24 protein-coding genes, 1 tRNA gene and 1 rRNA gene are annotated in these 21,879 nt (G+C 66.4%); 22 read left to right on the forward strand and 4 right to left on the reverse strand.

Translation table 11 applies throughout. The features are described 5' to 3' along the window. Nucleotides 1-53: 53 nt before the first annotated feature. From GBO37_RS07555 to GBO37_RS07585, 7 genes are all read left to right on the forward strand, one after another. The gene (locus GBO37_RS07555) at nt 54-434 is read left to right on the forward strand and encodes a head decoration protein (protein WP_252928185.1); all 381 of its coding nucleotides are present in this window, start codon (nt 54-56) and stop codon (nt 432-434) included. Between the two features lie 26 nt (nt 435-460). After that, entirely contained in the window at nt 461-1,486 is a 1,026-nt protein-coding gene (locus GBO37_RS07560) for a major capsid protein (RefSeq protein WP_074556081.1), read from the forward strand. 11 nt (nt 1,487-1,497) lie between these two features. Then, the gene (locus tag GBO37_RS07565; RefSeq protein WP_252928186.1) at nt 1,498-1,812 is read left to right on the forward strand and encodes a hypothetical protein; all 315 of its coding nucleotides are present in this window, start codon (nt 1,498-1,500) and stop codon (nt 1,810-1,812) included. Further along, on the forward strand, nt 1,809-2,438 hold the full coding sequence (locus tag GBO37_RS07570; protein WP_252928187.1) for a DUF6441 family protein: 630 nt from the start codon (nt 1,809-1,811) through the stop codon (nt 2,436-2,438). Before GBO37_RS07565 ends, GBO37_RS07570 begins: the two co-directional genes overlap by 4 nt. 63 nt (nt 2,439-2,501) lie before the next feature. After that, nucleotides 2,502-2,759, forward strand: a complete 258-nt coding sequence (locus GBO37_RS07575) for a type II toxin-antitoxin system ParD family antitoxin (protein WP_252928188.1) — start codon at nt 2,502-2,504, stop codon at nt 2,757-2,759. Further along, complete coding sequence (locus GBO37_RS07580) at nt 2,759-3,103, forward strand: type II toxin-antitoxin system RelE/ParE family toxin (protein ID WP_252928189.1); 345 nt, start codon at nt 2,759-2,761, stop codon at nt 3,101-3,103. The genes GBO37_RS07575 and GBO37_RS07580 overlap by 1 nt, the downstream gene beginning before the upstream one ends. A gap of 33 nt (nt 3,104-3,136) precedes the next feature. Further along, nucleotides 3,137-3,559 (forward strand): acyl-CoA transferase, encoded by a 423-nt coding sequence (locus tag GBO37_RS07585; RefSeq protein ID WP_252928190.1) that lies wholly within the window; start codon nt 3,137-3,139, stop codon nt 3,557-3,559. 8 nt (nt 3,560-3,567) lie between these two features. Here GBO37_RS07585 and GBO37_RS07590 read toward each other — a convergent pair whose 3' ends face one another. Next, nucleotides 3,568-3,771: a hypothetical protein gene (locus tag GBO37_RS07590; protein ID WP_189382562.1), complete on the reverse strand. Its 204-nt coding sequence runs from the start codon at nt 3,769-3,771 to the stop codon at nt 3,568-3,570. 106 nt (nt 3,772-3,877) lie between these two features. Between GBO37_RS07590 and GBO37_RS07595 the strand changes: the two genes are divergently transcribed. The 13 genes from GBO37_RS07595 (at nt 3,878) to GBO37_RS07645 (ending at nt 17,235) form a co-directional block, all read left to right on the forward strand. Beyond that, nucleotides 3,878-4,816 carry a phage tail tube protein gene (locus tag GBO37_RS07595; RefSeq protein WP_252928191.1) on the forward strand — a complete coding sequence of 313 codons (939 nt, stop codon included), beginning with the start codon at nt 3,878-3,880 and terminating at the stop codon, nt 4,814-4,816. Between the two features lie 2 nt (nt 4,817-4,818). Further along, entirely contained in the window at nt 4,819-5,256 is a 438-nt protein-coding gene (locus tag GBO37_RS07600) for a hypothetical protein (protein ID WP_252928193.1), read from the forward strand. Nucleotides 5,257-5,354: 98 nt separating this feature from the next. Next, complete coding sequence (locus GBO37_RS21435) at nt 5,355-5,486, forward strand: hypothetical protein (protein ID WP_256480209.1); 132 nt, start codon at nt 5,355-5,357, stop codon at nt 5,484-5,486. Beyond that, complete coding sequence (locus GBO37_RS07605) at nt 5,479-7,941, forward strand: phage tail tape measure C-terminal domain-containing protein (RefSeq protein ID WP_252928194.1); 2,463 nt, start codon at nt 5,479-5,481, stop codon at nt 7,939-7,941. Before GBO37_RS21435 ends, GBO37_RS07605 begins: the two co-directional genes overlap by 8 nt. A gap of 9 nt (nt 7,942-7,950) precedes the next feature. Beyond that, nucleotides 7,951-8,577, forward strand: coding sequence for a DUF2460 domain-containing protein (locus GBO37_RS07610; RefSeq protein ID WP_252928196.1), 627 nt, complete (start codon nt 7,951-7,953; stop codon nt 8,575-8,577). Further along, complete coding sequence (locus GBO37_RS07615) at nt 8,574-8,921, forward strand: hypothetical protein (RefSeq protein ID WP_252928199.1); 348 nt, start codon at nt 8,574-8,576, stop codon at nt 8,919-8,921. Before GBO37_RS07610 ends, GBO37_RS07615 begins: the two co-directional genes overlap by 4 nt. Further along, nucleotides 8,914-9,045 (forward strand): hypothetical protein, encoded by a 132-nt coding sequence (locus GBO37_RS21440; protein WP_256480212.1) that lies wholly within the window; start codon nt 8,914-8,916, stop codon nt 9,043-9,045. The genes GBO37_RS07615 and GBO37_RS21440 overlap by 8 nt, the downstream gene beginning before the upstream one ends. 4 nt (nt 9,046-9,049) lie before the next feature. After that, complete coding sequence (locus GBO37_RS07620) at nt 9,050-9,736, forward strand: lysozyme (protein WP_252928201.1); 687 nt, start codon at nt 9,050-9,052, stop codon at nt 9,734-9,736. A gap of 2 nt (nt 9,737-9,738) precedes the next feature. Next, nucleotides 9,739-9,948, forward strand: a complete 210-nt coding sequence (locus GBO37_RS07625) for a hypothetical protein (protein ID WP_252928203.1) — start codon at nt 9,739-9,741, stop codon at nt 9,946-9,948. Then, complete coding sequence (locus tag GBO37_RS07630) at nt 9,945-10,829, forward strand: DUF2163 domain-containing protein (RefSeq protein WP_252928205.1); 885 nt, start codon at nt 9,945-9,947, stop codon at nt 10,827-10,829. The genes GBO37_RS07625 and GBO37_RS07630 overlap by 4 nt, the downstream gene beginning before the upstream one ends. Next, on the forward strand, nt 10,826-11,260 hold the full coding sequence (locus GBO37_RS07635; protein ID WP_252928208.1) for an NlpC/P60 family protein: 435 nt from the start codon (nt 10,826-10,828) through the stop codon (nt 11,258-11,260). Before GBO37_RS07630 ends, GBO37_RS07635 begins: the two co-directional genes overlap by 4 nt. A 32-nt stretch (nt 11,261-11,292) precedes the next feature. Further along, nucleotides 11,293-15,291: a glycoside hydrolase TIM-barrel-like domain-containing protein gene (locus tag GBO37_RS07640; protein ID WP_252928211.1), complete on the forward strand. Its 3,999-nt coding sequence runs from the start codon at nt 11,293-11,295 to the stop codon at nt 15,289-15,291. Nucleotides 15,292-15,312: 21 nt separating this feature from the next. Further along, nucleotides 15,313-17,235, forward strand: coding sequence for a DUF2793 domain-containing protein (locus GBO37_RS07645; RefSeq protein ID WP_252928214.1), 1,923 nt, complete (start codon nt 15,313-15,315; stop codon nt 17,233-17,235). 209 nt (nt 17,236-17,444) lie between these two features. Here GBO37_RS07645 and GBO37_RS07650 read toward each other — a convergent pair whose 3' ends face one another. Further along, nucleotides 17,445-20,324: a UvrD-helicase domain-containing protein gene (locus tag GBO37_RS07650; RefSeq protein WP_252928220.1), complete on the reverse strand. Its 2,880-nt coding sequence runs from the start codon at nt 20,322-20,324 to the stop codon at nt 17,445-17,447. A gap of 570 nt (nt 20,325-20,894) precedes the next feature. On the opposite strand from GBO37_RS07650, the gene GBO37_RS07655 reads away from it, so the two are divergent. Both GBO37_RS07655 and GBO37_RS07660 read left to right on the forward strand, forming a co-directional pair. Next, nucleotides 20,895-21,149, forward strand: a complete 255-nt coding sequence (locus tag GBO37_RS07655) for an addiction module antitoxin (protein ID WP_216034780.1) — start codon at nt 20,895-20,897, stop codon at nt 21,147-21,149. 4 nt (nt 21,150-21,153) lie between these two features. Next, entirely contained in the window at nt 21,154-21,465 is a 312-nt protein-coding gene (locus GBO37_RS07660; protein ID WP_252928216.1) for a type II toxin-antitoxin system RelE/ParE family toxin, read from the forward strand. Between the two features lie 137 nt (nt 21,466-21,602). Here GBO37_RS07660 and GBO37_RS07665 read toward each other — a convergent pair. Continuing rightward, nucleotides 21,603-21,679 (reverse strand) — tRNA-Met (locus GBO37_RS07665). Nucleotides 21,680-21,740: 61 nt separating this feature from the next. Continuing rightward, nucleotides 21,741-21,855, reverse strand: a 5S ribosomal RNA gene (gene rrf / locus GBO37_RS07670). Nucleotides 21,856-21,879 lie beyond the last annotated feature (24 nt).

Below are 21,879 nucleotides of genomic sequence, written 5' to 3' on the forward strand. Positions count from 1 at the left end.
CGCGCATTGCCCAGATCGGGCGCCCCCACCCCCACCGTCCTGGAGACTGAACCATGCCCGTCCTGACGGAACCGCCCAGCATGGGCGACGTCCTCAAATACGAGGTCAACCCGAACTACACCCGCGATGTGGTGACGCTGCTCGCGGGCATGCCCTATCCCGTGGGCTCGGTGCTCGGCAAAATCACGGCCAGCAGCAAGTACACCCTGTCGCCCGCGACCGGGGCCGACGGATCGCAGATCGCCTCGGCCGTCCTGCTTTACGCCGTCGACGCCACGCTGGCCGATGCCACCGGCATCGTACTGGTCCGCGGTCCCTCGATCGTGTCGCGCGCGGCCCTCGCCTACGGCGCCACCGTCGATGACGGCACCAAGATCGCCGCGAAGATCACCCAACTGGCCGCCGTCGGCATCATCGCCCGCGACGGCGTCTGATCCCCCTCTTTCCCCGGAGCATCCCTATGACCCTCGTCCGCAATCCCTTCGACGCTGGCGGCTATTCGCTGGCCGAGATGACGCAGGCCATCAACATCCTGCCCAATCTCTACACCCGCCTCGCCCAGATCGGCCTCTTCCGCTTCGAAGGGGTCAGCCAGCGCTCGGTCATCATCGAGCAATACGAGGGTGTCCTGAGCCTCCTGCCCTCCGTCCCCCTTGGCGGTCCCGCCACGGTCGGTACCCGCGAGGGCCGGTCGATGCGCAGCTTTGCCCTGCCGTGGATCCCGCATGACGACGTGGTCCTGCCTGCCGATATCCAGGGCCAGCCAGCGCTGGGCGGCGCGTTTGATGCGGCCGATCCCCTCGTCGAGGTGATGAACCGCAAGCTTCTGCTGATGCGCCGCAAGCACGCCCAGACCCGCGAATACATGGAAATGAACGCGCTCCGCGGCATCGTGAAGGACGGCGCGGGCACCACCCTCTACAACTACTTCACCGAATTCGGGCTGGCGCAAATCTCCGTCGACTTCGTTCTGGGCACGGCTGGCACGAACGTGCAAGGCAAGGTCCGAGAGGTGCTGCGCGCGATCGAGGACAACCTTCTGGGCGAGGCGATGACCTCGGTCCATGCCCTCGTCAGCCGCGAGTTCTTCGACAAGCTGATCGCGCATCCGAAGACCGAGGAGGCCTACAAGTTCTACGCCTCGACCGGCGCCCAGCCCCTGCGCGAGGATGTGCGCCGCAACTTCCCCTTCGGCGGGATCCTCTTCGAGGAATATTCCGGCACAGTCACCCTCTCGACCAAGGCCACCGAACGGCTGGTCCCGGCGAACGAGGGGATCGCCTTCCCGCTCGGCACGATGGACACCTTCACCACCTATGGCGGCCCAGCGAACCTCTTGGAGACCGCCAACACCATCGGCCTGCCGCTCTATGCCCGCCAGCATCTCGACGAAAAGGGCCGCTGGATCGACGTCATGACCGAGGCCTCGATCTTGCCGGTGAACAAGCGGCCGCGGCTGGCGATCCGCCTGCACACGTCGAACTGACGGACCAACCCGTGTCCGTCTTTGCCGCCGCCATGGACCGCATCTTCAGCCATGCCTCCATGGCGGCCCCGGCCCTCTGGATCTCGGGCACCACCTCCGAGGAACGCCCGATCCGCATCATCCGCCGCGCGCCCGACCGCGTCACCGACTTCGGCGCGGGACGCTTCGTCAGTGACACCACGGTGGTGGATGTGCGCGTCGCCGACTTGCCTGCCCCGCGCCCGGGCGATGTGATCGTCATCGGCGCCGACAGTCATGTGATCCAGGGAGAGCCGCTGCGCGACCGAGAACGACTGATCTGGACGCTGGACCTAAGGCCCGTATGAAGCTGAAGCTGGAAATCAGCCCCGACCTCGCCGCCCTGATGCAGGCAGAAATCGCCGCGGGGGAGAAGGCCGTCACCACCGCCATGCGCGAGGCGGGCGCGGGCCTCAAATCCGCGTGGCGCGGCCAGATCACCGGCGCAGGCCTCGGCACCCGGCTCGGCAACTCGATCCGGCTGGCCACCTATCCCAAGGGTGGCGAAAGCCTGAACGCCGCGGCGCTGGTCTGGTCGAACGCGCCGGTAATCGTCGGCGCGCATGACACAGGGCCGCTGATCCGGTCCAAGGATGGGTTCTGGCTCGCCATCCCCACCCCGGCCGCTGGACAATCCACTCGCGGCGGGCGGATCACCCCCGGCGAATGGGAACGCCGCACGGGGCTGCACCTGCGATTCATCTACCGGCGCCGGGGACCCAGCCTGCTGGTGGCCGAGGGACGGTTGAATTCGAAAGGCCGGGCCGTGGCGTCCCGCGCGAAAACCGGCCGCGGGCTGACCACAGTGCCGATCTTCCTGCTGGTGCCGCAGGTCAAGCTGCGCAAGCGGCTGGATCTGGCGCGGGATGCGGAACAGGCCATCGACGGCGTGCCGGGGCGGATCGTGGCGGGGTGGGTTGAAACACGATCATGACGGGGCCTGTCGACACGGCAGACTGATTGGCATATATTGCCAATGATCCGCAGGGAGACTCCCATGGCCACCAGAAACGTCGTCCTGACCGAAACGCAATCCGACCTTGTCGACCGCCTGGTGGCATCCGGGCGCTATCAGAACGCGTCCGAAGCGTTGCGCGCCGGACTGCGCCTTCTGGAACGCGAAGAGGCGGAACTTGGCGCGTTGCGCAACCGTCTTGCGGCGGGGCTGGATCAGGCCCGGCGTGGCGATTTGGCCGAGGGCAGTGGCGAGGATGCCATCCGCCGGGCTTTTGCCGTCGCACGTGCTAATTCCTGATGCCGAAACCCTGGCGCCTGACTAGGCAGGCGGAGGCATCGATGATCGAGATTGCACACTGGACCATCGATACCTTCGGACCACGACAGGCGGCGGCCTATGAGGATGACCTGATCGCGACCTGCCGCGGGATCGCCGCGGGCACCGCCCTGTCACAGGACTGCCGTCGGCTCGTTGATCCCGATCTGGCCGAGAACCTGCGCTTCACGCGCGCAGGCCAGCACTTCGTGGTCTTCATTGAAGACGCCGACCAGGTGATAATCGTGGACTTCCTGCACAGCCGCGCCGACCTGCCGCGACGGCTGGCCAACCTGCCGCTGCCGAAAGGTGGCGGGGAACACTGACCCCGGGCCTGTCCCGGAACCCCGGAACAACAGATGCCCACCATTCGCGAAACCGTCCTCGCCGCGTTGCACGCGCGGCTGCAACCGCTTGCCGCCCTCACCCTGCGTGACGAGGTTCTTCCCGAGCGGATCCCGGCGGCCGGGTTGATCATCTTGCGCGACGGCCAGACGGGCGAGCCGGATGTGACGCTGTCGCCCCTGCGCTATCACTACCAGCACAGGGCCGAGCTGGAAGTCGTCGTCCAGGCGGGCACCGGCAGGGCGAGTGCCTTCGACGACCTGATCGCCGCCATCGGCGTGGCGCTGGAGGCTGATCGGACGCTGGGAGGCCTCTGCGACTGGGTCGAACCGGAGGCACCGGGCTCGGTCGATCTGCCCGTAGAGGGCGCGGCGGCCCTGAGGGCGGCGATGATCACCGTCGTCCTGCATTACTCTACATCTGGTCCGCTGCAATGATGCGGCGTTCACCCACGCCCGTTCGGGTTGTTCCCCAACAGCCAAAGAAGAAGGCAAGCGAGAATCGGTGAAAACAACACGCTGACCAGCACCCATCCGACAGCATTGCGACGGCGGTTGGTCGCCATGCCAGCTGGCAGCAAGATGAACAACCAGAACATAAAATACAGAGACGCCAGCATAAAGATGATCAGAAAGACTGACTCGATCATGGTGTTTTCCCAAATGTCCTTCGGACCACGCGGTCGCTGAAATCTCGAGGCTCCAAACCTCGCTTCAGGCCGAATTACAGACTTTCGAGGAAAGGAGAAACTCTTCATGGCACGCGCACACGGCGCGCGGGCGCAGATGGCGCTTGCGTTCGAGACGGTTTACGGCACCCCGCCCGCGAGCGGCTATCGGTTGATGCCGTTCGCAAGCACCACGCTCGGATCAGAACAGCCGCTGATCGCCTCGGAGCTTCTGGGCCAGGGACGCGACCCGCTGGCCCCGATCAAGGACGCGGTCACCGCCGACGGCGATGTCGTCGTGCCGATCGACGTCGAGGCCTTCGGCTTCTGGCTGAAGGCCGCCTTCGGCGCCCCGACTACGACGGGGACCACGCCCAAGACCCACACCTTCCAGTCGGGCAACTGGACCCTCCCCTCGATGGCCATCGAAGTAGCCATGCCCGAAGTGCCGCGGTTCGCGATGTATGCGGGTTGCGTCATGGACCAGCTGTCCTGGCAGATGAACCGCTCCGGCCTGCTGACAGCGACCGCACGGCTCATCGCGCAGGGCGAAGCTATCGCCACGACCACCGCCGCGGGGACGCCGACCGCGCTGGGCCTGCAGCGCTTCGGCCATTTCAACGGGGTGGTGAAGCGGAACGGCACGGCACTGGGCAACGTCGTCTCGGCCGAGATCACCTATGCCAACGGCCTCGACCGGATCGAGACCATCCGCAACGACGGCAAGATCGAAGGCGCCGATCCCGGCATGGCCGCGCTGACCGGCCGGATCGAGGTGCGTTTCGCCGATAGCGCCTTGGTGACCCAAGCCACCGACGGTACGCCCTGCGAGCTCGAGTTCGCCTACAGCCTCGGGGCGAACGCCAGTTTCACCTTCACGGCCCATGCCGTCTACCTGCCCGTCCCGCGGATCGAGATCCCCGGACCCCAAGGCATCCAGGCCACCTTCGACTGGCAGGCGGCCAAGGCCACCAGCCCCGCCCGCATGTGCACCGCCGTCCTCGTCAACACCGTCACGGGATACTGACCATGATCCGCCTGAACCTCTCGAACCGCCCCGAATGGCTGGACCTGCTGCCCGGCCTGCGCGTCCTCGTGGCCCCTCTCACCACCGCGCTGATGGTCTCGGCCCGCGCCGATCCCGTGATCGACGGCCTGTCGGAAACCTCTAGCCAGGAGGACATGGCGCTGGCCATGGCCAAGGCCGTCGCGCGCCGCGCCGTGCAGGAATGGGAAGGTGTCGGCGATGAGGCTGGCAACCTCGTGCCTGTCAGCCCGGCCGGGATCGATGCCCTGCTGGAAATCTGGCCCGTGTTCGAAGCCTTCCAAGCACAATACGTCGCCCGCGGCCTGATGCTGGATCAGGAAAAAAACGCCTCCGCGCCCTTGCCGACTGGTCCTTCGGCGGGGGCGACGGCTACTGCGCGGCCTGTGCAGGCCCCTGCCCGGACTGCCCGACAAGACTGAACCGGCCGCAGACGGTCGAGGGCTGGCAGGTCTGGGACCTGACCCAGCGCCTTGGCGGCCAACTGCGCATCGCGCCGGGGGCCGTCATCGGATGGGACATGGGCGCCGCCCTCGCGCTGGCGCAAGCGCTGGGCATCAACCCCCTGATCGCCGCCGAACTGCTGCCCGAGGTCGAGGCAGTGATGGTGCGAAAACTGAACGAGCAGATGGAAGGACGCCGCAATGGCTGAGAAGAAGGTCTCCGTCCGCCTCGTGGCGGAGGGCGGACGTCGCGTGCGCGCCGAACTGGAGGGTGTCGGTGAAGCTGGGGCCCGCGGCTTTGGCCGCCTGTCACGCGAGATGGAACTGGCGAACACCCGGCTTGCGGCCTTCGCACGCCGGGCGGGCCTAGCCCTTGGGGCCGCCGCTGCCGCCGCCACGGCTTCGCTCGGTCTGATCGTAAGGTCTACCGCCGAGAGTGCCGCGCAGATCCGGCAGTTCGCGCAGGTCGCCAATGCCACGCCCGAAGCCCTGCAGCGCTGGTCGGCTGGGGCGCGGACGGTCGGGATCGAGCAGGAGAAGCTGGCCGACATCCTGAAGGACGTGAACGACCGGGTCGGGGATTTCCTGCAGACCGGCGGCGGGCCGATGGCCGACTTCTTCGAGAACGTCGCCCCGCGTGTGGGCGTCACCGCCGACCAGTTCGCCCGCCTTTCCGGCCCCGAGGCGCTGCAGCTCTACGTCGATACGTTGGAACGCGCCGGTCTCAGCCAGCAGGAGATGACTTTCTATCTCGAGGCCATGGCCTCGGACGCCACACGCCTGCTGCCGCTTCTGCGCAACGGTGGGGCGGAGATGGCGCGACTTGGCGACCAGGCATCCGATCTTGGCGCGGTTCTGGACAGTGATGCCCTCGAAGCCCTGCGCCGCACGCAACTGGCGCTGGGCACGGTCTCGCTGGTGTTCGACGGCCTGCGCAACCGCATCGCGGTCGCCGTGGCGCCGACCATCGAGGCGCTGGCCAATGCCTTCGTGGTCCTTGCGTCCGATGGCGGGATCCTGCGCTCGGCCATCGACACGCTGATCGGCAACCTCGGGCGTCTGGCCTCCTATGCTGCGACCTTCGCGGCCGTCATGGCCGGGCGCTGGGTGGCGGGTCTCGCCACCGCGGCCCTGTCGGTGCGCGGCCTTGAAACGGCGCTCGTGTTCCTGCGCGGTGCCCTGATCCGCACCGGTATCGGCGCACTGATCGTCGGCGCGGGCGAGTTGGTCTATCAGTTCTCGCAACTCGTCGCCCGGGTCGGCGGCGTGGGCGAAGCCTTCCGGCTCCTCGGGGATCTGGCGCGGGAAGTCTGGTCTCGTATCGGTCTGTCGCTCGACGCGGCGCTGGCGCGCATGGCGGCCGGATGGGAAGGCCTGAAGGCGGCTGGTCTCTCGGCCCTCGAGGGCACCATTGCCGGCGTCGTCAGCTTCGGCGACCGGACAGCCGCGATCTTCCAGGGGGCCTATGACGCTGCGGTTGCGATCTGGGGCAGTCTGCCCGGCGCCATTGGCGACTTCGCCTTTCAGGCGGCGAACGGGCTGATCTCGGGCGTCGAGGCGATGCTGAACGGCGTCGTGACGCGCATCAACAGCTTCATCGAGACCCTGAACGCGGCGCTGGCCTTGTTGCCAGAATGGGCCACCGGCGAAGGGGGCGTTCGGATCGGCGTCCTCGATCCGGTTGAACTGGGCCGCATCGGCAACCCCTTTGAGGGGGCCGCGAGCGCAGCCGGTGCCGCGGCCGCGGATGCCTTTTCAGCGGCCCTCGCACGCACCTACCTCGAGCCGCCTGACCTCGGCCTCGGCGCGATGGCCGAGGATGCCCGCGCCCGGGCCGACGGCTATCGCGAGGCGGCCGGGATGTTGGCTGATGCCGCCGGTCGGCCGCTGGCCAGCTGGCAGGCCCTGAAGGATGCCGTGACCGGCACGGGGGCCGAAGCCGAAACCGCTCTGTCGGATGCAGCCGCTTCGGCTGATGCCCTGACCTCCGGGTTGAACGACACCGCCACCGCAGCAGAAGGTGCAGGCCGCGCAGCGCGCGACGCTGGGGCGGCAGCGGCCGAGGGCGCGGACACGGCCCTCACTGGCTGGCAAGCCGTCACCGCGGCGCTCGCCGATTACGCCGCGAAGGCGCGCGACATCGGTGGGGATATCGGCAGCGCGCTGGTGGGCGCGTTCCAGAGCGCCGAGAACGCAATCGGTGACTTCGTGAAGACCGGCAAGATCGACTTCCGCGACCTGGTCACCTCGATGATTGCCGATCTCGCAAAGCTGGCGGCGCGGCGCTTCATCCTTGGGCCGATAGCGAACGCCCTTTCCGGCGCGCTGGGCGGTGCGGGCGGGCTATTCGCGAACATCCTGCATACCGGCGGCGTGGTCGGCGCCCCTGGCCCCGGCCGGATGGTTCCCGCCTTGGCCTTCGCGGGTGCGCCGCGCATGCACAACGGCGGCTGGGCAGGGCTGCGCCCCGACGAGGTGCCCGCGATCCTGCAGCGGGGCGAGCGCGTCCTTTCCCGGCGCGAGGCGGCAGGGTTGGGCCAGTCGGGCGCGTCCACCGTCAATGTCACGATCAACGCCCGCGACGCCGAGAGTTTCCGCCAGTCGCGCACGCAGGTCGCCAGCGACATCGCCCGTGCCGTGTCGCTCGGGCGGCGGGGCATGTGAGGATCAGCCATGGCATTTCACGAGGTCCGGTTTCCGGACAACATCAGCCAGGGCGCACGCGGTGGCCCGGAGCGGCGCACGCAGATCGTGGAGCTGGCCTCGGGCGCCGAGGAACGCAACGCGAGCTGGGCCAACTCGCGCCGCCGCTATGACGTCGCCTATGGCATCCGCCGCGCCGACGATCTGGCGGCGGTGGTCGCCTTCTTCGAGGCCCGCAATGGTCGTCTCCACGGCTTTCGCTTCAAGGACTGGGCCGATTTCAAGTCCTGCCAGCCATCGCAGGCGCCGGAGGCGACCGATCAGCCGATCGGCACCGGCAACGGCAGCACGACCCAGTTCCAGCTCGCCAAGCGTTACACCTCGGGCGCGCAGTCCTGGTCCCGCACCATCACCAAACCCGTCGCGGGAACCGTGACCATCGCCCTGAACGGCACGCCGCAGGCCTCCGGCTGGTCGGTTTCCACGACCACGGGCCTCATCACCTTCACCACCGCCCCGGCTGCGGGCGTCGCCATCACCGCGGGGTTCGAGTTCGACGTCCCCGTCCGCTTCGACACCGACGCTCTCGACGTCACCCTCGACCTCGAACGTCTCGGGTCGATCACCTCGATCCCGCTTGTGGAAATCCGCACATGAACGACGAATCCTTCTGGTCCCACCTTTGGCGCGAGATCGCCGCCTCGACGGCGCTGATGCTGGCCTTCTGGGGCGCGCTGGGCGGTGCCACCAATGCCCTGACCACCCGGATGGCGCTGCGCGAAGCCCTGCGCCATGTCCTGCTCGGCGGGTTGATTGCCGCGGGGATGGGCAGTTTTTCCATCGTGATCGTGACGGGCTGGCTCGGTCTGCCCGATGGCGCCGTCGCCGCGGGCGGGGCGGTCGGCTCGGCCGCCTATCTGGTCGGCGTCTTCGGGGCGGCCTTCATCGAACTGATCCTCGCCAGGCTCCGCCGCGCCGGGAAGGATGACGCCGATGCATGAGATCCTTCGCCTTGCCCGCTCGCTGCGCTGCGATCCTGCCGACCCCGGACAGGCCTTTGCCCACCGGCTGCGCATCGGCCTCGCGGTCGCCGTCCTGATCCTTTTCCTCTCAACCCTCGGGTAATCCCATGCAGACCTCTGATCGGGGGCTTCTCGCCCTGATCCGGCACGAAGGCGTCGTGCCCGGACCTTACCTCGATGTGAAGGACGTCTGGACCTTCGGCATCGGCCATACCGCCATCGCTGGTTCGCCCGATCCGGCACGGTTGCCGCGTGGGATGCCCGCCAATCTCGATGCCGGGATCCGCGAGGCGTTCCGCATCTTCCGCACCGACCTCGCCACTTACGAGGCCGAGGTGCTGCGCACCGTGAAGGTGCCGCTTGAACCCCACGAGTTCGATGCGCTGGTCTCCTTCCACTACAACACCGGTGGCATCGCCAAGGCCGCGCTGACGCACCACCTGAACGCAGGGAACCGCGCGGCGGCCGCAGCGGCCTTCATGGGCTGGCTCAAGCCCCCCGCCATCCGGTCCCGCCGCGAGGCCGAGCGCGATATCTTCGCGAGGGGTCTCTACTCGACCGGCACCATCCCGGTCTGGTCGGTCGACCGCAACGGCCGGGTCGATTTCTCGCGGCCGATCCGGCGGCTCAGCGAGGCCGAGGCGCTGGCACTGCTGCGCCCGCTCCTCAATCCACCCTCCAACCCTATGTCACCTGCCCCTTCCACGGCCGCCACCGACCCCGCACCCGTGCAGGCAGCGGCGAGCCTGACCGCCCGCATTCTCGCCTTCCTCAAGACTCTGATCGGAGCATGACCATGAACTGGACCCACGCACGCGGCCTCGTCTATCTCGCTTGCCTCGCCGCCTCCGGCCTCGCACTGGCCGGGCTGGCGGATTTCGACTTGGCCACCGGCATACTCGATATTCGCCCTTTCAATCTCTATGCCCTGACTGGCGCGACCGGAGGCGTCGTGTCTTCGCTCCTCGCGTCCGTAGCTCTCCTGCGCGGCTGGGGGCGGAAGTGAAGTCGCTTTCGCCCGCGCTTCAGGCCCACCTCGACGAGGGCACGACCACGCTTGCCTGGTGCTGGCGTATCACCCGCGCCGATGGCGTGACCTTCGGCTTCACGGACCACGACCGGACCCCGTCATTCGACGGGACCGAGTTCGAACCGGAAAGTGGTCTGACGGCATCCGAAGTCCGATCCGGCTCCGACCTCTCTGTCGATGCGCAGGATGCCCAAGGCGTGCTGTCCTCCGACCGGATCACCGAGACCGATATCCTCGACGGCCGATGGGACAATGCTTCGGTCGAGGTCTGGCGGGTGAACTGGACGAACCCCGCGCAGCGCGTTCTCCTGCGGCGCGGGGCCATCGGCCAGATCCGGCGTGGGCGGCTGGCTTTCGTGGCGGAGGTGCGGTCGCTGGCCCATGTCCTCGGCCAGACGGTGGGGCGGACGTTTCAGGCGAATTGCGATGCCGCGCTGGGCGATGTGCGCTGCGCCGTGAACCTCGAGGCCGCGGCCTTCAAGGGGACCGGCGCGGTCATCGATGTGCTGCGCGACCGAGCCTTCACGGCTTCTGGCGTCGCCAGTTTCTCGGCGGGCTGGTTCGCCTTCGGGCTGGTCGAATGGTCGACCGGCGCGAATGTGGGGCGGCGGGTCGAGGTGCTGTCGCACGACCTTGTCGACGGCGTAGCGATCCTGACCCTGCTGGAAGCGCCGGTGCGACCGATTTCGGCAACAGATGCATTCGTGGTCCGGGCGGGCTGCGACAAGCGGATCGCCACTTGTGGTGCGAAGTTCGCCAATGTCGCCAACTTCCGGGGCTTTCCGCACATCCCCGGCCAGGATGTCGTGCTGCGCTACGCCACCAAGGACGGCGGTCACGAGGGGGCGATGCTGTGAAGTCTGCCGATCCCGCCCATGTCATTACCGCCGCGCGATCCTGGCTCGGCACGCCCTACCACGACCAGGCCAGCTTGCGCGGGGTCGGCTGCGATTGTCTCGGCCTTGCGCGCGGCGTTTGGCGCGAGGTGGTGGGGCCTGAGCCGTTCCCGATCCCGCCCTACAGCCGCGACTGGGGCGAGACCGGCCCGCGCGAGGTGCTGGCCGACGGCACAAGACGGATGATGACGGAACTTCATCGATCCGAGGCTGGGCCCGGCGCACTGATCCTGTTCCGGATGATGCCCCGCGCCATCGCCAAGCATGTCGGGATCCTCACCGGCCCGGACTCCTTCCTCCACGCCTATGAGCGCCTTGGCGTGATCGAGGAGCCGCTGACACCCGCATGGCGGCGGCGCATCGCCTTCGCATTCCTGTTCCCCGCACGCTGACCACCACAACCCTTCGAACGCTGAGATTTCTCATGGCCACGCTCGTCCTCGGTGCCGTCGGTTCTGCCATCGGCGGGGCCTTTGGCGGCGCGATCCTCGGCTTTTCCGGGGCCGCCATCGGTGGCTTCATCGGCTCGACCATCGGCTCGGTGGTCGACAGCTGGATCGTGTCCTCGCTTGCGCCTGCGCAGAAGATCGAAGGGCAACGGCTGGATTCCCTGCGGATCACGTCCGCCACGGAAGGCGCGATCATCCCGCGCCTCTACGGCCGGATGCGGATCGGCGGCAACATCGTCTGGGCCACGGATTTCCGCGAGGAGACGAAGACCACGACACAGGGCGGCGGCAAAGGCGGGGGCGGCGGAAGGGTCCAGACGACCGAGTATATGTACTATGCCAGCTTCGCGGTGGCGCTCTGCGAGGGACAGATCACCGGCATCGGCCGCATCTGGGCGGATGGCAAGCCACTCGACATGACCGGGATCACCTGGCGCTGGTATCCGGGGAACGAGGCGCAAGCGGCCGACCCGTTCATCGCGGCGAAGATGGGCGCGACCAATACGCCCGCCTATCGCGGCACGGCTTATGTCGTCTTCGAGGAACTGGCTCTTGCGACCTACGGCAACCGCCTGCCGCAGCTCAGCTTCGAGGTGTTCCGGCCGCTGGCCGACCCTGACACCGCCGAGGGGCTGGTCAAGGCGGTAACGATGATCCCGGCCTCGGGCGAGTTCAGCTATGCGACCGAAGCCGTCCGCAAGACGGTCGGGGCGACGACCACGGTCTTCGGCCAGACCACCGGCGGCACGACCTCGGCCGAGAACCTGAACGCGCTCCCGGATGAGGCTGACATCGTCGTGGCCCTTGACCGTCTGCAGGCCATGGCACCGTCGGTCGAAAGCGTCAGTCTCGTCGTCGCCTGGTTCGGCAATGACCTGCGCGCAGGCAACTGCACGATCAAGCCCGGCGTCGAAGTGGCGACCAAGGTTACCAGCCCGAAGGTTTGGTCCGTGAATGGCGTGGCGCGGGCCAATGCGCATCTGGTCAGCCGCGATCCTGAAGACCGGCCAGTTTATGGCGGCACGCCTGCCGACTTCGCGGTGGTGCAGGCCATCCGCGAGATGAAGGCGCGCGGCCTGCGGGTGACGTTCTATCCGTTCCTGCTGATGGACGTCCCACCCGGGAACACGCTGCCGAACCCCTATAGCGCGAATGCCGCCACACCCGGCCAGCCGAGTTTCCCCTGGCGCGGTCGGATCACCTGTTCTCCGGCGCCGGGATATGCGGGGGCCGCGGACAAGACCGCCGCCGCAGCGACCCAAGTCTCCAGCTTCTTCGGCGCGGCCACCCCGGCGCAATTCGCCGTTTCCGGCGACAGTGTCAGCTGGACGGGCCCCGCAGGCGATTGGGGCTTGCGGCGGATGATCCTGCACTACGCCCATCTCTGCGCGGTGGCAGGCGGTGTCGATGCCTTCCTGATCGGCAGCGAGATGCGTGGGCTGACCACGATCCGCTCCAGCGCCAGTTCCTATCCGGCCGTGACCGCGTTCAAGGCGCTGGCGGCGGATGTGAAGTCGGTCCTCGGGCCGGGCACCAAGGTGGGCTACGCCTCGGACTGGTCGGAATACTTCGGTCACCAGCCGGGGGACGGCAGTGGCGACGTGTTCTTCCACCTCGACCCGCTCTGGTCGGATGCGAACATCGATTTCATCGGCATCGACAATTACATGCCGCTGTCGGATTGGCGCGATGGGTTCGACCATGCCGACGCCCTGCAAGGTTGGCCCGCCATCCATGACCGGGCCTACCTGCAGGCGAACATCGCCGCTGGCGAAGGCTTCGACTGGTTCTATGCCAGCGCCGCCGACCGGTCGGCCCAGATCCGCACGTCGATCACCGACGGCAGCGCGGGGAAGCCTTGGGTGTTCCGCTACAAGGATCTGCGCGCCTGGTGGTCGAACCCGCATTACAACCGCCCGGGCGGGGTGGAAAGCGGCACGCCCACGGCATGGGTGCCGCAATCGAAGCCCGTCTGGTTCACCGAACTGGGGTGCCCGGCCATCGACCGGGGCACCAACCAGCCGAACGTGTTCTTCGACCCGAAGTCGTCCGAGAGCTTCACGCCCTACTTCTCGCGAGGCTGGCGCGACGACGCCATCCAGCGCGCCTATCTGGAGGCGAGCTACCTGTGGTGGGGTCAGGGCGCGAACAACCCGACTTCGTCCGTCTACGGCGGTCGGATGGTCCATGTCCCCGAATGCGCCGCCTGGACGTGGGACGCGCGACCCTATCCGTTCTTTCCGGAACTCACCGGCGTCTGGACGGACGGGCCGAACTGGCGGCTTGGCCACTGGCTGACCGGGCGGCTGGGCGCCGTGTCGCTCGCCGCCCTCGTGCGCCACCTCTGTCTGCGCGCCGGGCTGGCTGAATACCTCATCGACGTCTCCGGCCTCTGGGGTGCGGTCGAGGGCTATGTGATCGGCGCACTGGAAAGCCCCCGCGCATCGATTTCCACCTTGGCTCGCCACTTCGGCTTCGATGCCATCGAGACAGAGGGCGTGATCCGCTTCGTCATGCGCGGGCGGGCATCCAGCCTGACCCTCACGGTAGATGATCTGGTTTCCAGCCGCGAGGGTGAGGCATTTGAACTGACCCGTGGCCAGGAGACCGAACTGCCGCAGGCTCTGAAGTGGCAGGTGGCGCGCGCCGACGAAGATTACGATGCGGCGCTGGTCGAGGCTCGGCGTATCACCGTCGACACCACCCGCATCTCCTCGGAAAGCTTCCCAATGGCGATCCCGCCCGAAGAGGCCGAACGCCGCTGCCGCCGCGCGCTGATGGAGGCCTGGATCGGCCGGGAAAGCGCGACCTTCCGTCTGCCGCCCTCGCGTCTGGCACTGGACCCGGCAGACGTCATCCGGCTCGCGCATGACGGCCGGGAGGTCGAGTTCCACCTCGTCTCCGTCGCCGATGCCGAGGCGCGCGGGATCGAGGCGGTGCGTCAGGACCGTGCGGCATATGACCTGCCACCCGGCGATCCGCGCCCGGCCTCGCTCGCCAGCCCCGTCGTCTTCGGCACGCCCGAGGTGGTGATGCTGGACCTGCCGCAGATCACCGAGGATCAGCCCGCCCATCGCCCCCTGATTGCCGCCCATGCCAGCCCCTGGCCGGGGGAGATCGCGGTTTTACGCAGCGCATCAACGGACGGCTTCAACCTCCTGACCACATTCGGCAGTCGGGCGCGGATCGGAACCATGGCCTTCGACCTCTTTCCGGGGCCGACCTCCCGCTTCGATCTCGGCAACGCGCTGGTCGTCGATCTGCTGTCTGGCACGCTGGAAAGCGTGACCGACGTGGCCCTGTTCGGCGGGGCCAATGCGGTCGCCGTCGAGACAGTGGCTGGGGTCTGGGAAATCGTCCAAGCAGGCGCGGCCGAACTGATCGCCGCTGGTCGCTATCGCCTGACCCGCCTCCTGCGCGGCCAGCGCGGGACGGAACACGCCATGGGCAATCCGACCCCTGCCGGGGCGCGGGTCGTGGTGCTGGATGCGACCTTGGCCGCGCTCCCCATCGCCGAAGCTGACCTCGGCCTGCCGTGGAACTGGCGCGTGGGCCCGGCCGCGCGCGCCGTCACCGATGACAGCTACGCCGCGCTGGGGTTCACCCCGACCGGACGGGGCCTTGTCCCCTTCGCCCCTGTCCATGTCGAACAGCCGTGGCGGACAGCGCGCAGCCCGGGCGACCTGACCATCCGCTGGACGCGGCGATCCCGCGCGCTGGTGGCCGATACCTGGGAACAGGTCGAAGTGCCGCTGGCCGAAGACGTCGAGGGGTACGACGTCCAGATCCTCGACGGCGCTGCGGTCAGGCGCACGCTGTCCAGCGACACGACCTCTGTCCTTTACACCGCCGCCCAGCAGAGCGCCGATTGGGGCGCTCCGGTCGGGCCCGGCCAGACGCTGGCGATCCGCATCTATCAGCTTTCGAACCGCCTTGGCCGCGGCACGCCCGCGAACGTGACGCTTCAATTCTGATCTCAACCCACGGGAAACCCCATGTCCAACACCACGACCCATCTGGGCCTGCCGTATCTTCTGGCGGCGCAGGCGCAGAAACATGTCACCCATAACGAGGCGCTGCGCCTGCTCGATGCCATGGTGCAGCTGTCGGTCTTGGACCGCACGCGCACTGCACCACCGGCCAGTCCCGCCGATGGCAACCGGCATCTGGTGGCCTCCGGCGCCACTGGCCTCTGGGCCGGGTGGGACCTGAACATCGCTTTCTGGGTGGACGGCGCGTGGATCCGCCTCGTCCCACGCACCGGCTGGCTGGTCTGGATCGCGGACGAGGGCCTATTCCTCGTCTGGATCGGCAGCGCTTGGGAGGTCGTGGGCGAGCCCCGGGACGTGTCAGACGCGGTGTTCAGCCTGGTGAACGATGCCGATCCGACGAAGAAGGTGACCTTCTCGCTGGCGGGGATCAGCGCAGGGACGACGCGCAGCTTCACGCTGCCAAACACCTCCTCAGAACTGGCGATCCTCGCGGGCACCCAGACCTTCACCGGCAACAAGACCTTCTCGGGCACGCTGACCGCCTCGGGCACAGTCACCGTTTCGGCAGCTGCGGCCAGTATCGGCACGGCGACGACGACGGCCACCTATGGGATGGGCACTGGTGCGACGACCACGGGCGTCACCAAGACGGTGAACCTCGGCACGGGCGGGGCATCCGGATCGACCACGGTCGTGAACATCGGCTCTGCGACGGCTGGCGCGGGCGGCACGACCGTGATCAACACGCCCACGGTCACCTTCGCCAATGCCGTCACGCAGGTCGGCATGCCGCAGGCGAACCTGACGGCACAGCTTCTGGGCCTCGGCGGGGCCACGGCGGACAGTTACAACCGGATGTCGGTCAACACGCCCGCCGTGCTGCTGAACAACGCTGGCGCGGGCATCGAGGCGACGGTCAACAAGGCCGCCGCCGGGAATGACGCGGCCTTCGCCTTCAAGACCGGCTTCTCCGCCCGCGCGCTGATCGGCCTCTTGGGCAACGATGACTTAAGCTTCAAGGTCAGCCCGGATGGCTCGGCCTTCTTCGATGCCATCCGCATCGACCGGACCAGCGGCCAGGTAGAACTGCCGCAGCCCACGGTCTTGCCAGGTCTGGCCGCAGCGCCATCGCCGCCGCCCGCAGGCAAGGCCGCCCTCTATGCGCGCACCCGCGCCGGGGCACCGTGGATCGACGTGATGCGCCCTTCCGGCCGGGACTTCCCCCTGCAGCCGCATTTCGGGGTGAACCGCATCGCCAACTGGTCCCCCTCCGTCAGCACCACGATCACCACCGAAGGCTTGCCGATCACCTCGGTCGGCACCGTTTCACACCCGACGCTGGCTGCGACGAACCTTGCTGCTTCCATGCGGCGATGGCGTCTTACGTCGGCGGCCGTCGTGGACTCGGTCGCCGACCAGCGCTCCGCAGGCTGGGCCTGCTGGCGCGGGAACGCGGCGGGGCTGGGCGGCTGGACCTTCGTGACGCGAATTTCGCTGACGACGCTGCAAGCGACAGGCATGGGGTTCTTCGGGCTCTATGGATCAACCGCAGCGCTTGCCACCACCTTGACGCTGGCTGCAGCCATCAACTGCATTGGTATCGGCTTCCAGCGCGGCACCCATGCCAACTGGCAGCTGGTCGCAAACGACGGGACCGGGGCACCGACCTTAACCGACCTGGGGGCCGCCTTCGCCATCGCGACCGGCGGTGTCCTGAGCCTTTTCATCGCCGCACCCCCGAATGGTTCATCGGTGTGGGTCCGAGCCGTGAACGAGGTCACCGGAGCCACCTTCGAACAGGAAATCACCGCCGATCTGCCCGCCGCGACGCAGTTCCTGTCGCCGCGGCTGTTCCTGAACACCGGCGCCACGGCCGCCGCCGTCGCCTACGACTGCGCTGGGGTCTATGTCGAGACGGACTTCTGATCCGGCTTCTTGGCAGGCCAGCTCGTGTGAATCCCGGGCCGGGCGACATCAAAACGGGAAGCGCCGAACGCCTCGACCGAGGCGCATCGCCCGGCCCGGATCACAGGTTCACGGTTTCAAGGAGCGGCAGGGATTCGCTGCGCGGGAATGGTGGCACGGCAAAGCGGCACCTGTCTCGTGCGGCGATGGGCACAATTGTGCACCTTGGATCAGACCCTGGTTCGGCGTCTTGATCTGGTGACCGTTGGCCGGTCACCACCTGAAATCTTCGCTTTCCCGGTGCAGGTAGGGTAACGAACGCAGCCAAGGAACTTGCCAAAGCTGCCGCTTCGTTCGACCAGCCAGCCATCTTCGCAATCCGGGCAAGTCGGATAGCTGGCACCACACCCGCAGCGAACCTCGCTCGTCCCCTCGGCAAGGCGTGGCAGGGCCGTGCCGCAGGACGGGCAGGCGGGCAGAAGGTTTCCGCAGTGCTGGACGTGCTCACATCGATACCAGATGCGGCCATCCTGCCCGGTCACGCCCAGCAATCGTCCCCCGCATTCGCCACAGACGTGGGCCTCTGGTTCCGCTCCGGGGGCTGTCGAAATCCCGTAGGCCGGGTCTTTGCGCAGCTCGGTCACGAAGGAGGACGGTCGAGCATTCGAGGCAAGGATCGTCAGGGTATGTCGGGCTCGCGTCATCGCCACATACATGACGCGCCGCTCCTCTGCGTTCTGGAACGCCTCCTCCTCCGGCGAGACCAGCGACAGGAGCGGGTCGTCGACGATCTCTGACGGGAACCCCATGCGCCCGCTGTCGGCGTTCAGCAGGATGACATGGTCAGCCTCCAGACCCTTCGAGGCATGGATGGTCTTGAAGCTGATCTTCAGCTGCGGGAATCGGCGCCGCAGACCCGGCATGTCTGGCTCGTTGAAACGGTAGCGGCCGAGGACCAGCGCCGTCGTGGGCTTGGCCTCGGCCGCAGTGGCGGCAGACAGGGCGGCAAGCACTTCGTTCAGTTTCCCCTCGTCCTCGCCCTTGGACACAGTGACGACCCTGATCGCCGGTTCGGTCGCGGTCCCAGCCGGGACGATCTTCTTATCGATCTGGGCGGGGTTCCGCAGAACGAAGGTTCGGGCGGCAAAGGCGATCTGGTCGACCGACCGGAAGGTGCGGCCGAGATCGACGGTTCTGTGCACGCCAGTCTCGCCATGGAAGCTGCCGCCGAACTCCCGCCCGAAATGGCGCATCAGGTGGATATCGGACCCTGCAAAGCGGAAGATCGATTGCCAGTCGTCACCCACGGCAAAGACGCGCACATCCGGATGCTGGGCCTTCAGCGCCTTCACCAGCCGCGCCCGGCTTTGCGAAATGTCCTGGAACTCGTCGACCAGGATGTGGCGGAACGGGCTGATGTAGCGACCAGTCTCGGCATAGCGCGCGGCGCGCAAGATCATGTCCTCAAAATCGATCCGGCCCTCCAAACGCTTCTGATATTCCTCGAAGACCGGCGCAAAGACGTCGAGGAACGCCCGGGCGCGTTTGCCAAGCTTCATCCGGTCGGACTTGGTCTCGCAGTCCTGCAGGCTGTAGCCGCCGCTTTTGAACTTGCGCAGGAAGGTTCCGAGCAGCTTGGAAAAGTCATCGACCTGCTTCAGTTCGACGATCCGGTCATAGATGGTATCGACCGGCCGGGGGTTCAGGGTAACATGCGGTGCCAGCTTTTCGGCGAGGCCGGTCAGCAGGCGGCCCTCCTGCCGTTCATAGCTGTAGGTCTCGATCAGGGTGGTCTGATGCTCGGCGTGGACCTTCCGCTTCCAGTCCATGCCCGCCAGGTATTCGTCGCGATCCACGAAAGGCGCCGTGACCAGCCTTTCGCTGCCGTCCCGCGCCTTTTCGCGCCGCACCCCGAAATGCTCGATGTAGATGCCGCTTTCGGTCAGGCGGAAATCGGGCTGGTAATCGCGCCTGCCGATCTCGGAAACCTTGTGTTCGTAGAGGGGCTCGTATTCGTAGTCGACGCCGTTTTCATAAAGCCAGTTGGCGATCTGCAACTCTTCGTAGCTCTTGACCTTCTCGCCCTGCAACGTCCGCAGGTCTTGGGCTTCCATGTGCGTGTAGAAGTCGTGCTTGGTCTTGAAATCCCATTCGGTTTTCGGCTCGACCAGGAAATGCGCGAAGAACTGGATGATCGCCTTCGACACCTCTGACAGGCGGTAGACCAGATCCTTCAGGATCTGCTTGATCAGGTTGGTGAAGGCCATGTCGTCGGTGGCATGGTCGGCCAAAGCGGGCTTTGAACCCTCGACGATCCCGATGATGTCATAGGCAATCGCGTGGAAGGTTCGCGCGACGATGGGCACGCCGGATCGGGCCTCGACCCGTTCCGACATTTCCTCGGCCGCGTTTTTCGCGAAGGCCAGAAGCAGGATTTCTTCCGGTTGTCGGATGCCTGCCTTCACCAGATAGGCGGCCTTGGCGGTGATGACGCTGGTCTTGCCCGACCCCGCGCCAGCGAGGACCAGCGTCGCATCCTCATCGACGACAACCGAAAGGCGCTGTTCCGGCGTCAGCGGCTTGCTCTCGATGGAGTCGAAGAAATCCTTCCAGCGGTCCAGTTCGGCCGTGACGAAGGAGGCGATGGCATTCGCCCGCGCCGTTCGCGGGTCGGCGACGAATTTCCGGACAGGTGCGATGCGCGCGACGACCTCGGGGCCGATGGCATCGGCATTCAGCTTCGACAGAAGCGATGCATCCAGAGCCTTGGCGTCATCCATGAGCGGCGCGATCTTGCACGCCGAGGGATATTGCGACGGTGCCGCTAGTCTCAGCACCCCGGCAAGAACCCTGTCCAGCCGCGCCGCTTCCTTTTCAAGGGCTGCGAGATTGACGCGCGTCCAAGCTTCCTTGACCTCTTCTGCGAACTCCGTAGCTGCGACGTTCCCCGCCCCCTTCAACGTGACATCGTCATGCTCCTGCGAGTTTATGGTCAGCGCAGTCCCGAACATCCCCTTCCGGAGAGCTGGCGCACGCGTCAACGCCTGTAGTGACACGGTGGCAACCTGACCGCGTCGCGTAATCCTGATGTGATTCCCGTCTAGCGCCATGGCACGAGCAGACATCCCAAAGGGGTCAATCAGAAATCCAAGTAAAGGGCGTTGTTGCAGTCGAATCAATGAACTGGGCCTCGTCGTCGTCCTGTCAGCTTGTGCTGTGGCCAGGGTGATCTGCAACCGTGAACCAGGGATTCTGGCGCTGTCTTTGCTCTGGAGGCTGTGAGACTTGGCGGCCGATATGGGACCATGAATACGATGGCGTGGCGGTACAGCCTTGATGACCGCCCACTGGCAGCAACGATCTTTGATGACAGTATTTACCGCTTTTCTGTCATCAAAGTATCTTGAGGTGCACAGGCTGGCGTCAAGAACCCGGCATAGAGGCGGCTGTGCGGAGAATAGTGACGCTAATCTCCGCACATTTTGCGGTGCTTGATCCTCGTGGCCCTATCGGGTGCACGGCACCAGGATAGCGCCCCACCGCTTAACTTTGGCCTTCTGTGGAAGTGCGAACGTGATGACAGAGCCGCGCAGTTCGAACGCGCGCACCGGGCAATGCTGAGCCACCCTTGTCCGCGTATTCATTCTTGCTTATATTGAAGACAGAAACCGGAGGCCAGCATGTCCCAAACCACGACGATGACTGTCCGCATCAGCGGCGCACTGAGCGAGTTCGTGGCATCGAACGTCGGTGAGAACGGGTCCTACGAGAACATCAGCGAATACGTCCGCGACCTGATCCGGCGCGATAAGGAGCGGGCCGAGGCTGAAGCTTTCAATCGGCTGAAGGCCGAGCTGACGCGCGCCTTCGCAGCGCCTGAGGAAAGCTATCTCCCGTTGACCGCCGCCGAGGTGATCGCCCGGAACCGGGGCTGACATCGTGGCAATTCGCGTCCAAGAGGCTGCATCGCTGCGGCTTGACGAGATCTACCGGTATACGCGCGACCGCTGGGGCGCTGAACAGGCTGATCGGTACATCACCGACCTCTTCGCAGCGTTCGACCAGATCGAAAGCCACGTCGTTGCGTCGCGCCCCATCCCGGCCGAGTTCGGGGTCGAGGGCTTCTACTTCCGGCACGCGCATCATTTCGTGTACTGGCGGCGGCTGTCGAACGGGGACGTCGGCATCGTGACGATCCTGCACGAGCGGATGCATCAGATGGACCGGTTTCGGGAGGATCTTCCTAGGTGATGCGGGCCAACCTGAGCGATCATGTTGCCCGGCGAAGGGGGGCTCGCAAAACGTTGACCAGGTGTTGACAAGAATTTGGAACGACGAAAGCCGAGCGTTATGCTCGGCTTTGAAGTCTTTGATAAATCAATAAGATTTGGTTGCGGGGGTAGGATTTGAACCTACGACCTTCAGGTTATGAGCCTGACGAGCTACCGGGCTGCTCTACCCCGCGCCAAGGTTGTCCTGATCGGGTTTGTTTCATCGTATCAGAGAGATATTGCGTTTCTTACCAGGTCTGGCGGTGACCTACTCTCCCACGTCTTAAGACGCAGTACCATCGGCGCAGCGGCACTTAACGGCCGAGTTCGGGATGGGATCGGGTGTTTTGCTCGCGCTAGGGCCACCAGACCAGGAAAGAAACGCTCAGCGTCG

The sequence above is a fragment of the Paracoccus sp. 08 genome (assembly GCF_024105395.1).
GTDB lineage: Bacteria > Pseudomonadota > Alphaproteobacteria > Rhodobacterales > Rhodobacteraceae > Paracoccus > Paracoccus marcusii.

Bases quoted from the DNA above. Each gene is read 5' to 3' on its own strand.
- GBO37_RS07600 (WP_252928193.1), top strand. From the start codon at position 4,819: ATGATCCGCCTGAACCTCTCGAACCGCCCCGAATGGCTGGACCTGCTG.
- GBO37_RS07610 (WP_252928196.1), top strand. From the start codon at position 7,951: ATGGCATTTCACGAGGTCCGGTTTCCGGACAACATCAGCCAGGGCGCA.
- GBO37_RS07560 (WP_074556081.1), top strand. From the start codon at position 461: ATGACCCTCGTCCGCAATCCCTTCGACGCTGGCGGCTATTCGCTGGCC.
- GBO37_RS07655 (WP_216034780.1), top strand. From the start codon at position 20,895: ATGTCCCAAACCACGACGATGACTGTCCGCATCAGCGGCGCACTGAGC.
- GBO37_RS07625 (WP_252928203.1), top strand. From the start codon at position 9,739: ATGAACTGGACCCACGCACGCGGCCTCGTCTATCTCGCTTGCCTCGCC.
- GBO37_RS07570 (WP_252928187.1), top strand. From the start codon at position 1,809: ATGAAGCTGAAGCTGGAAATCAGCCCCGACCTCGCCGCCCTGATGCAG.
- GBO37_RS07645 (WP_252928214.1), top strand. From the start codon at position 15,313: ATGTCCAACACCACGACCCATCTGGGCCTGCCGTATCTTCTGGCGGCG.
- GBO37_RS07585 (WP_252928190.1), top strand. From the start codon at position 3,137: ATGCCCACCATTCGCGAAACCGTCCTCGCCGCGTTGCACGCGCGGCTG.
- GBO37_RS07615 (WP_252928199.1), top strand. From the start codon at position 8,574: ATGAACGACGAATCCTTCTGGTCCCACCTTTGGCGCGAGATCGCCGCC.
- GBO37_RS21440 (WP_256480212.1), top strand. From the start codon at position 8,914: ATGCATGAGATCCTTCGCCTTGCCCGCTCGCTGCGCTGCGATCCTGCC.
- GBO37_RS07605 (WP_252928194.1), top strand. From the start codon at position 5,479: ATGGCTGAGAAGAAGGTCTCCGTCCGCCTCGTGGCGGAGGGCGGACGT.
- GBO37_RS07595 (WP_252928191.1), top strand. From the start codon at position 3,878: ATGGCACGCGCACACGGCGCGCGGGCGCAGATGGCGCTTGCGTTCGAG.
- GBO37_RS07620 (WP_252928201.1), top strand. From the start codon at position 9,050: ATGCAGACCTCTGATCGGGGGCTTCTCGCCCTGATCCGGCACGAAGGC.
- GBO37_RS07650 (WP_252928220.1), bottom strand. From the start codon at position 20,324: ATGGCGCTAGACGGGAATCACATCAGGATTACGCGACGCGGTCAGGTT.
- GBO37_RS07590 (WP_189382562.1), bottom strand. From the start codon at position 3,771: ATGATCGAGTCAGTCTTTCTGATCATCTTTATGCTGGCGTCTCTGTAT.
- GBO37_RS21435 (WP_256480209.1), top strand. From the start codon at position 5,355: ATGGGCGCCGCCCTCGCGCTGGCGCAAGCGCTGGGCATCAACCCCCTG.
- GBO37_RS07575 (WP_252928188.1), top strand. From the start codon at position 2,502: ATGGCCACCAGAAACGTCGTCCTGACCGAAACGCAATCCGACCTTGTC.
- GBO37_RS07555 (WP_252928185.1), top strand. From the start codon at position 54: ATGCCCGTCCTGACGGAACCGCCCAGCATGGGCGACGTCCTCAAATAC.
- GBO37_RS07640 (WP_252928211.1), top strand. From the start codon at position 11,293: ATGGCCACGCTCGTCCTCGGTGCCGTCGGTTCTGCCATCGGCGGGGCC.
- GBO37_RS07580 (WP_252928189.1), top strand. From the start codon at position 2,759: ATGCCGAAACCCTGGCGCCTGACTAGGCAGGCGGAGGCATCGATGATC.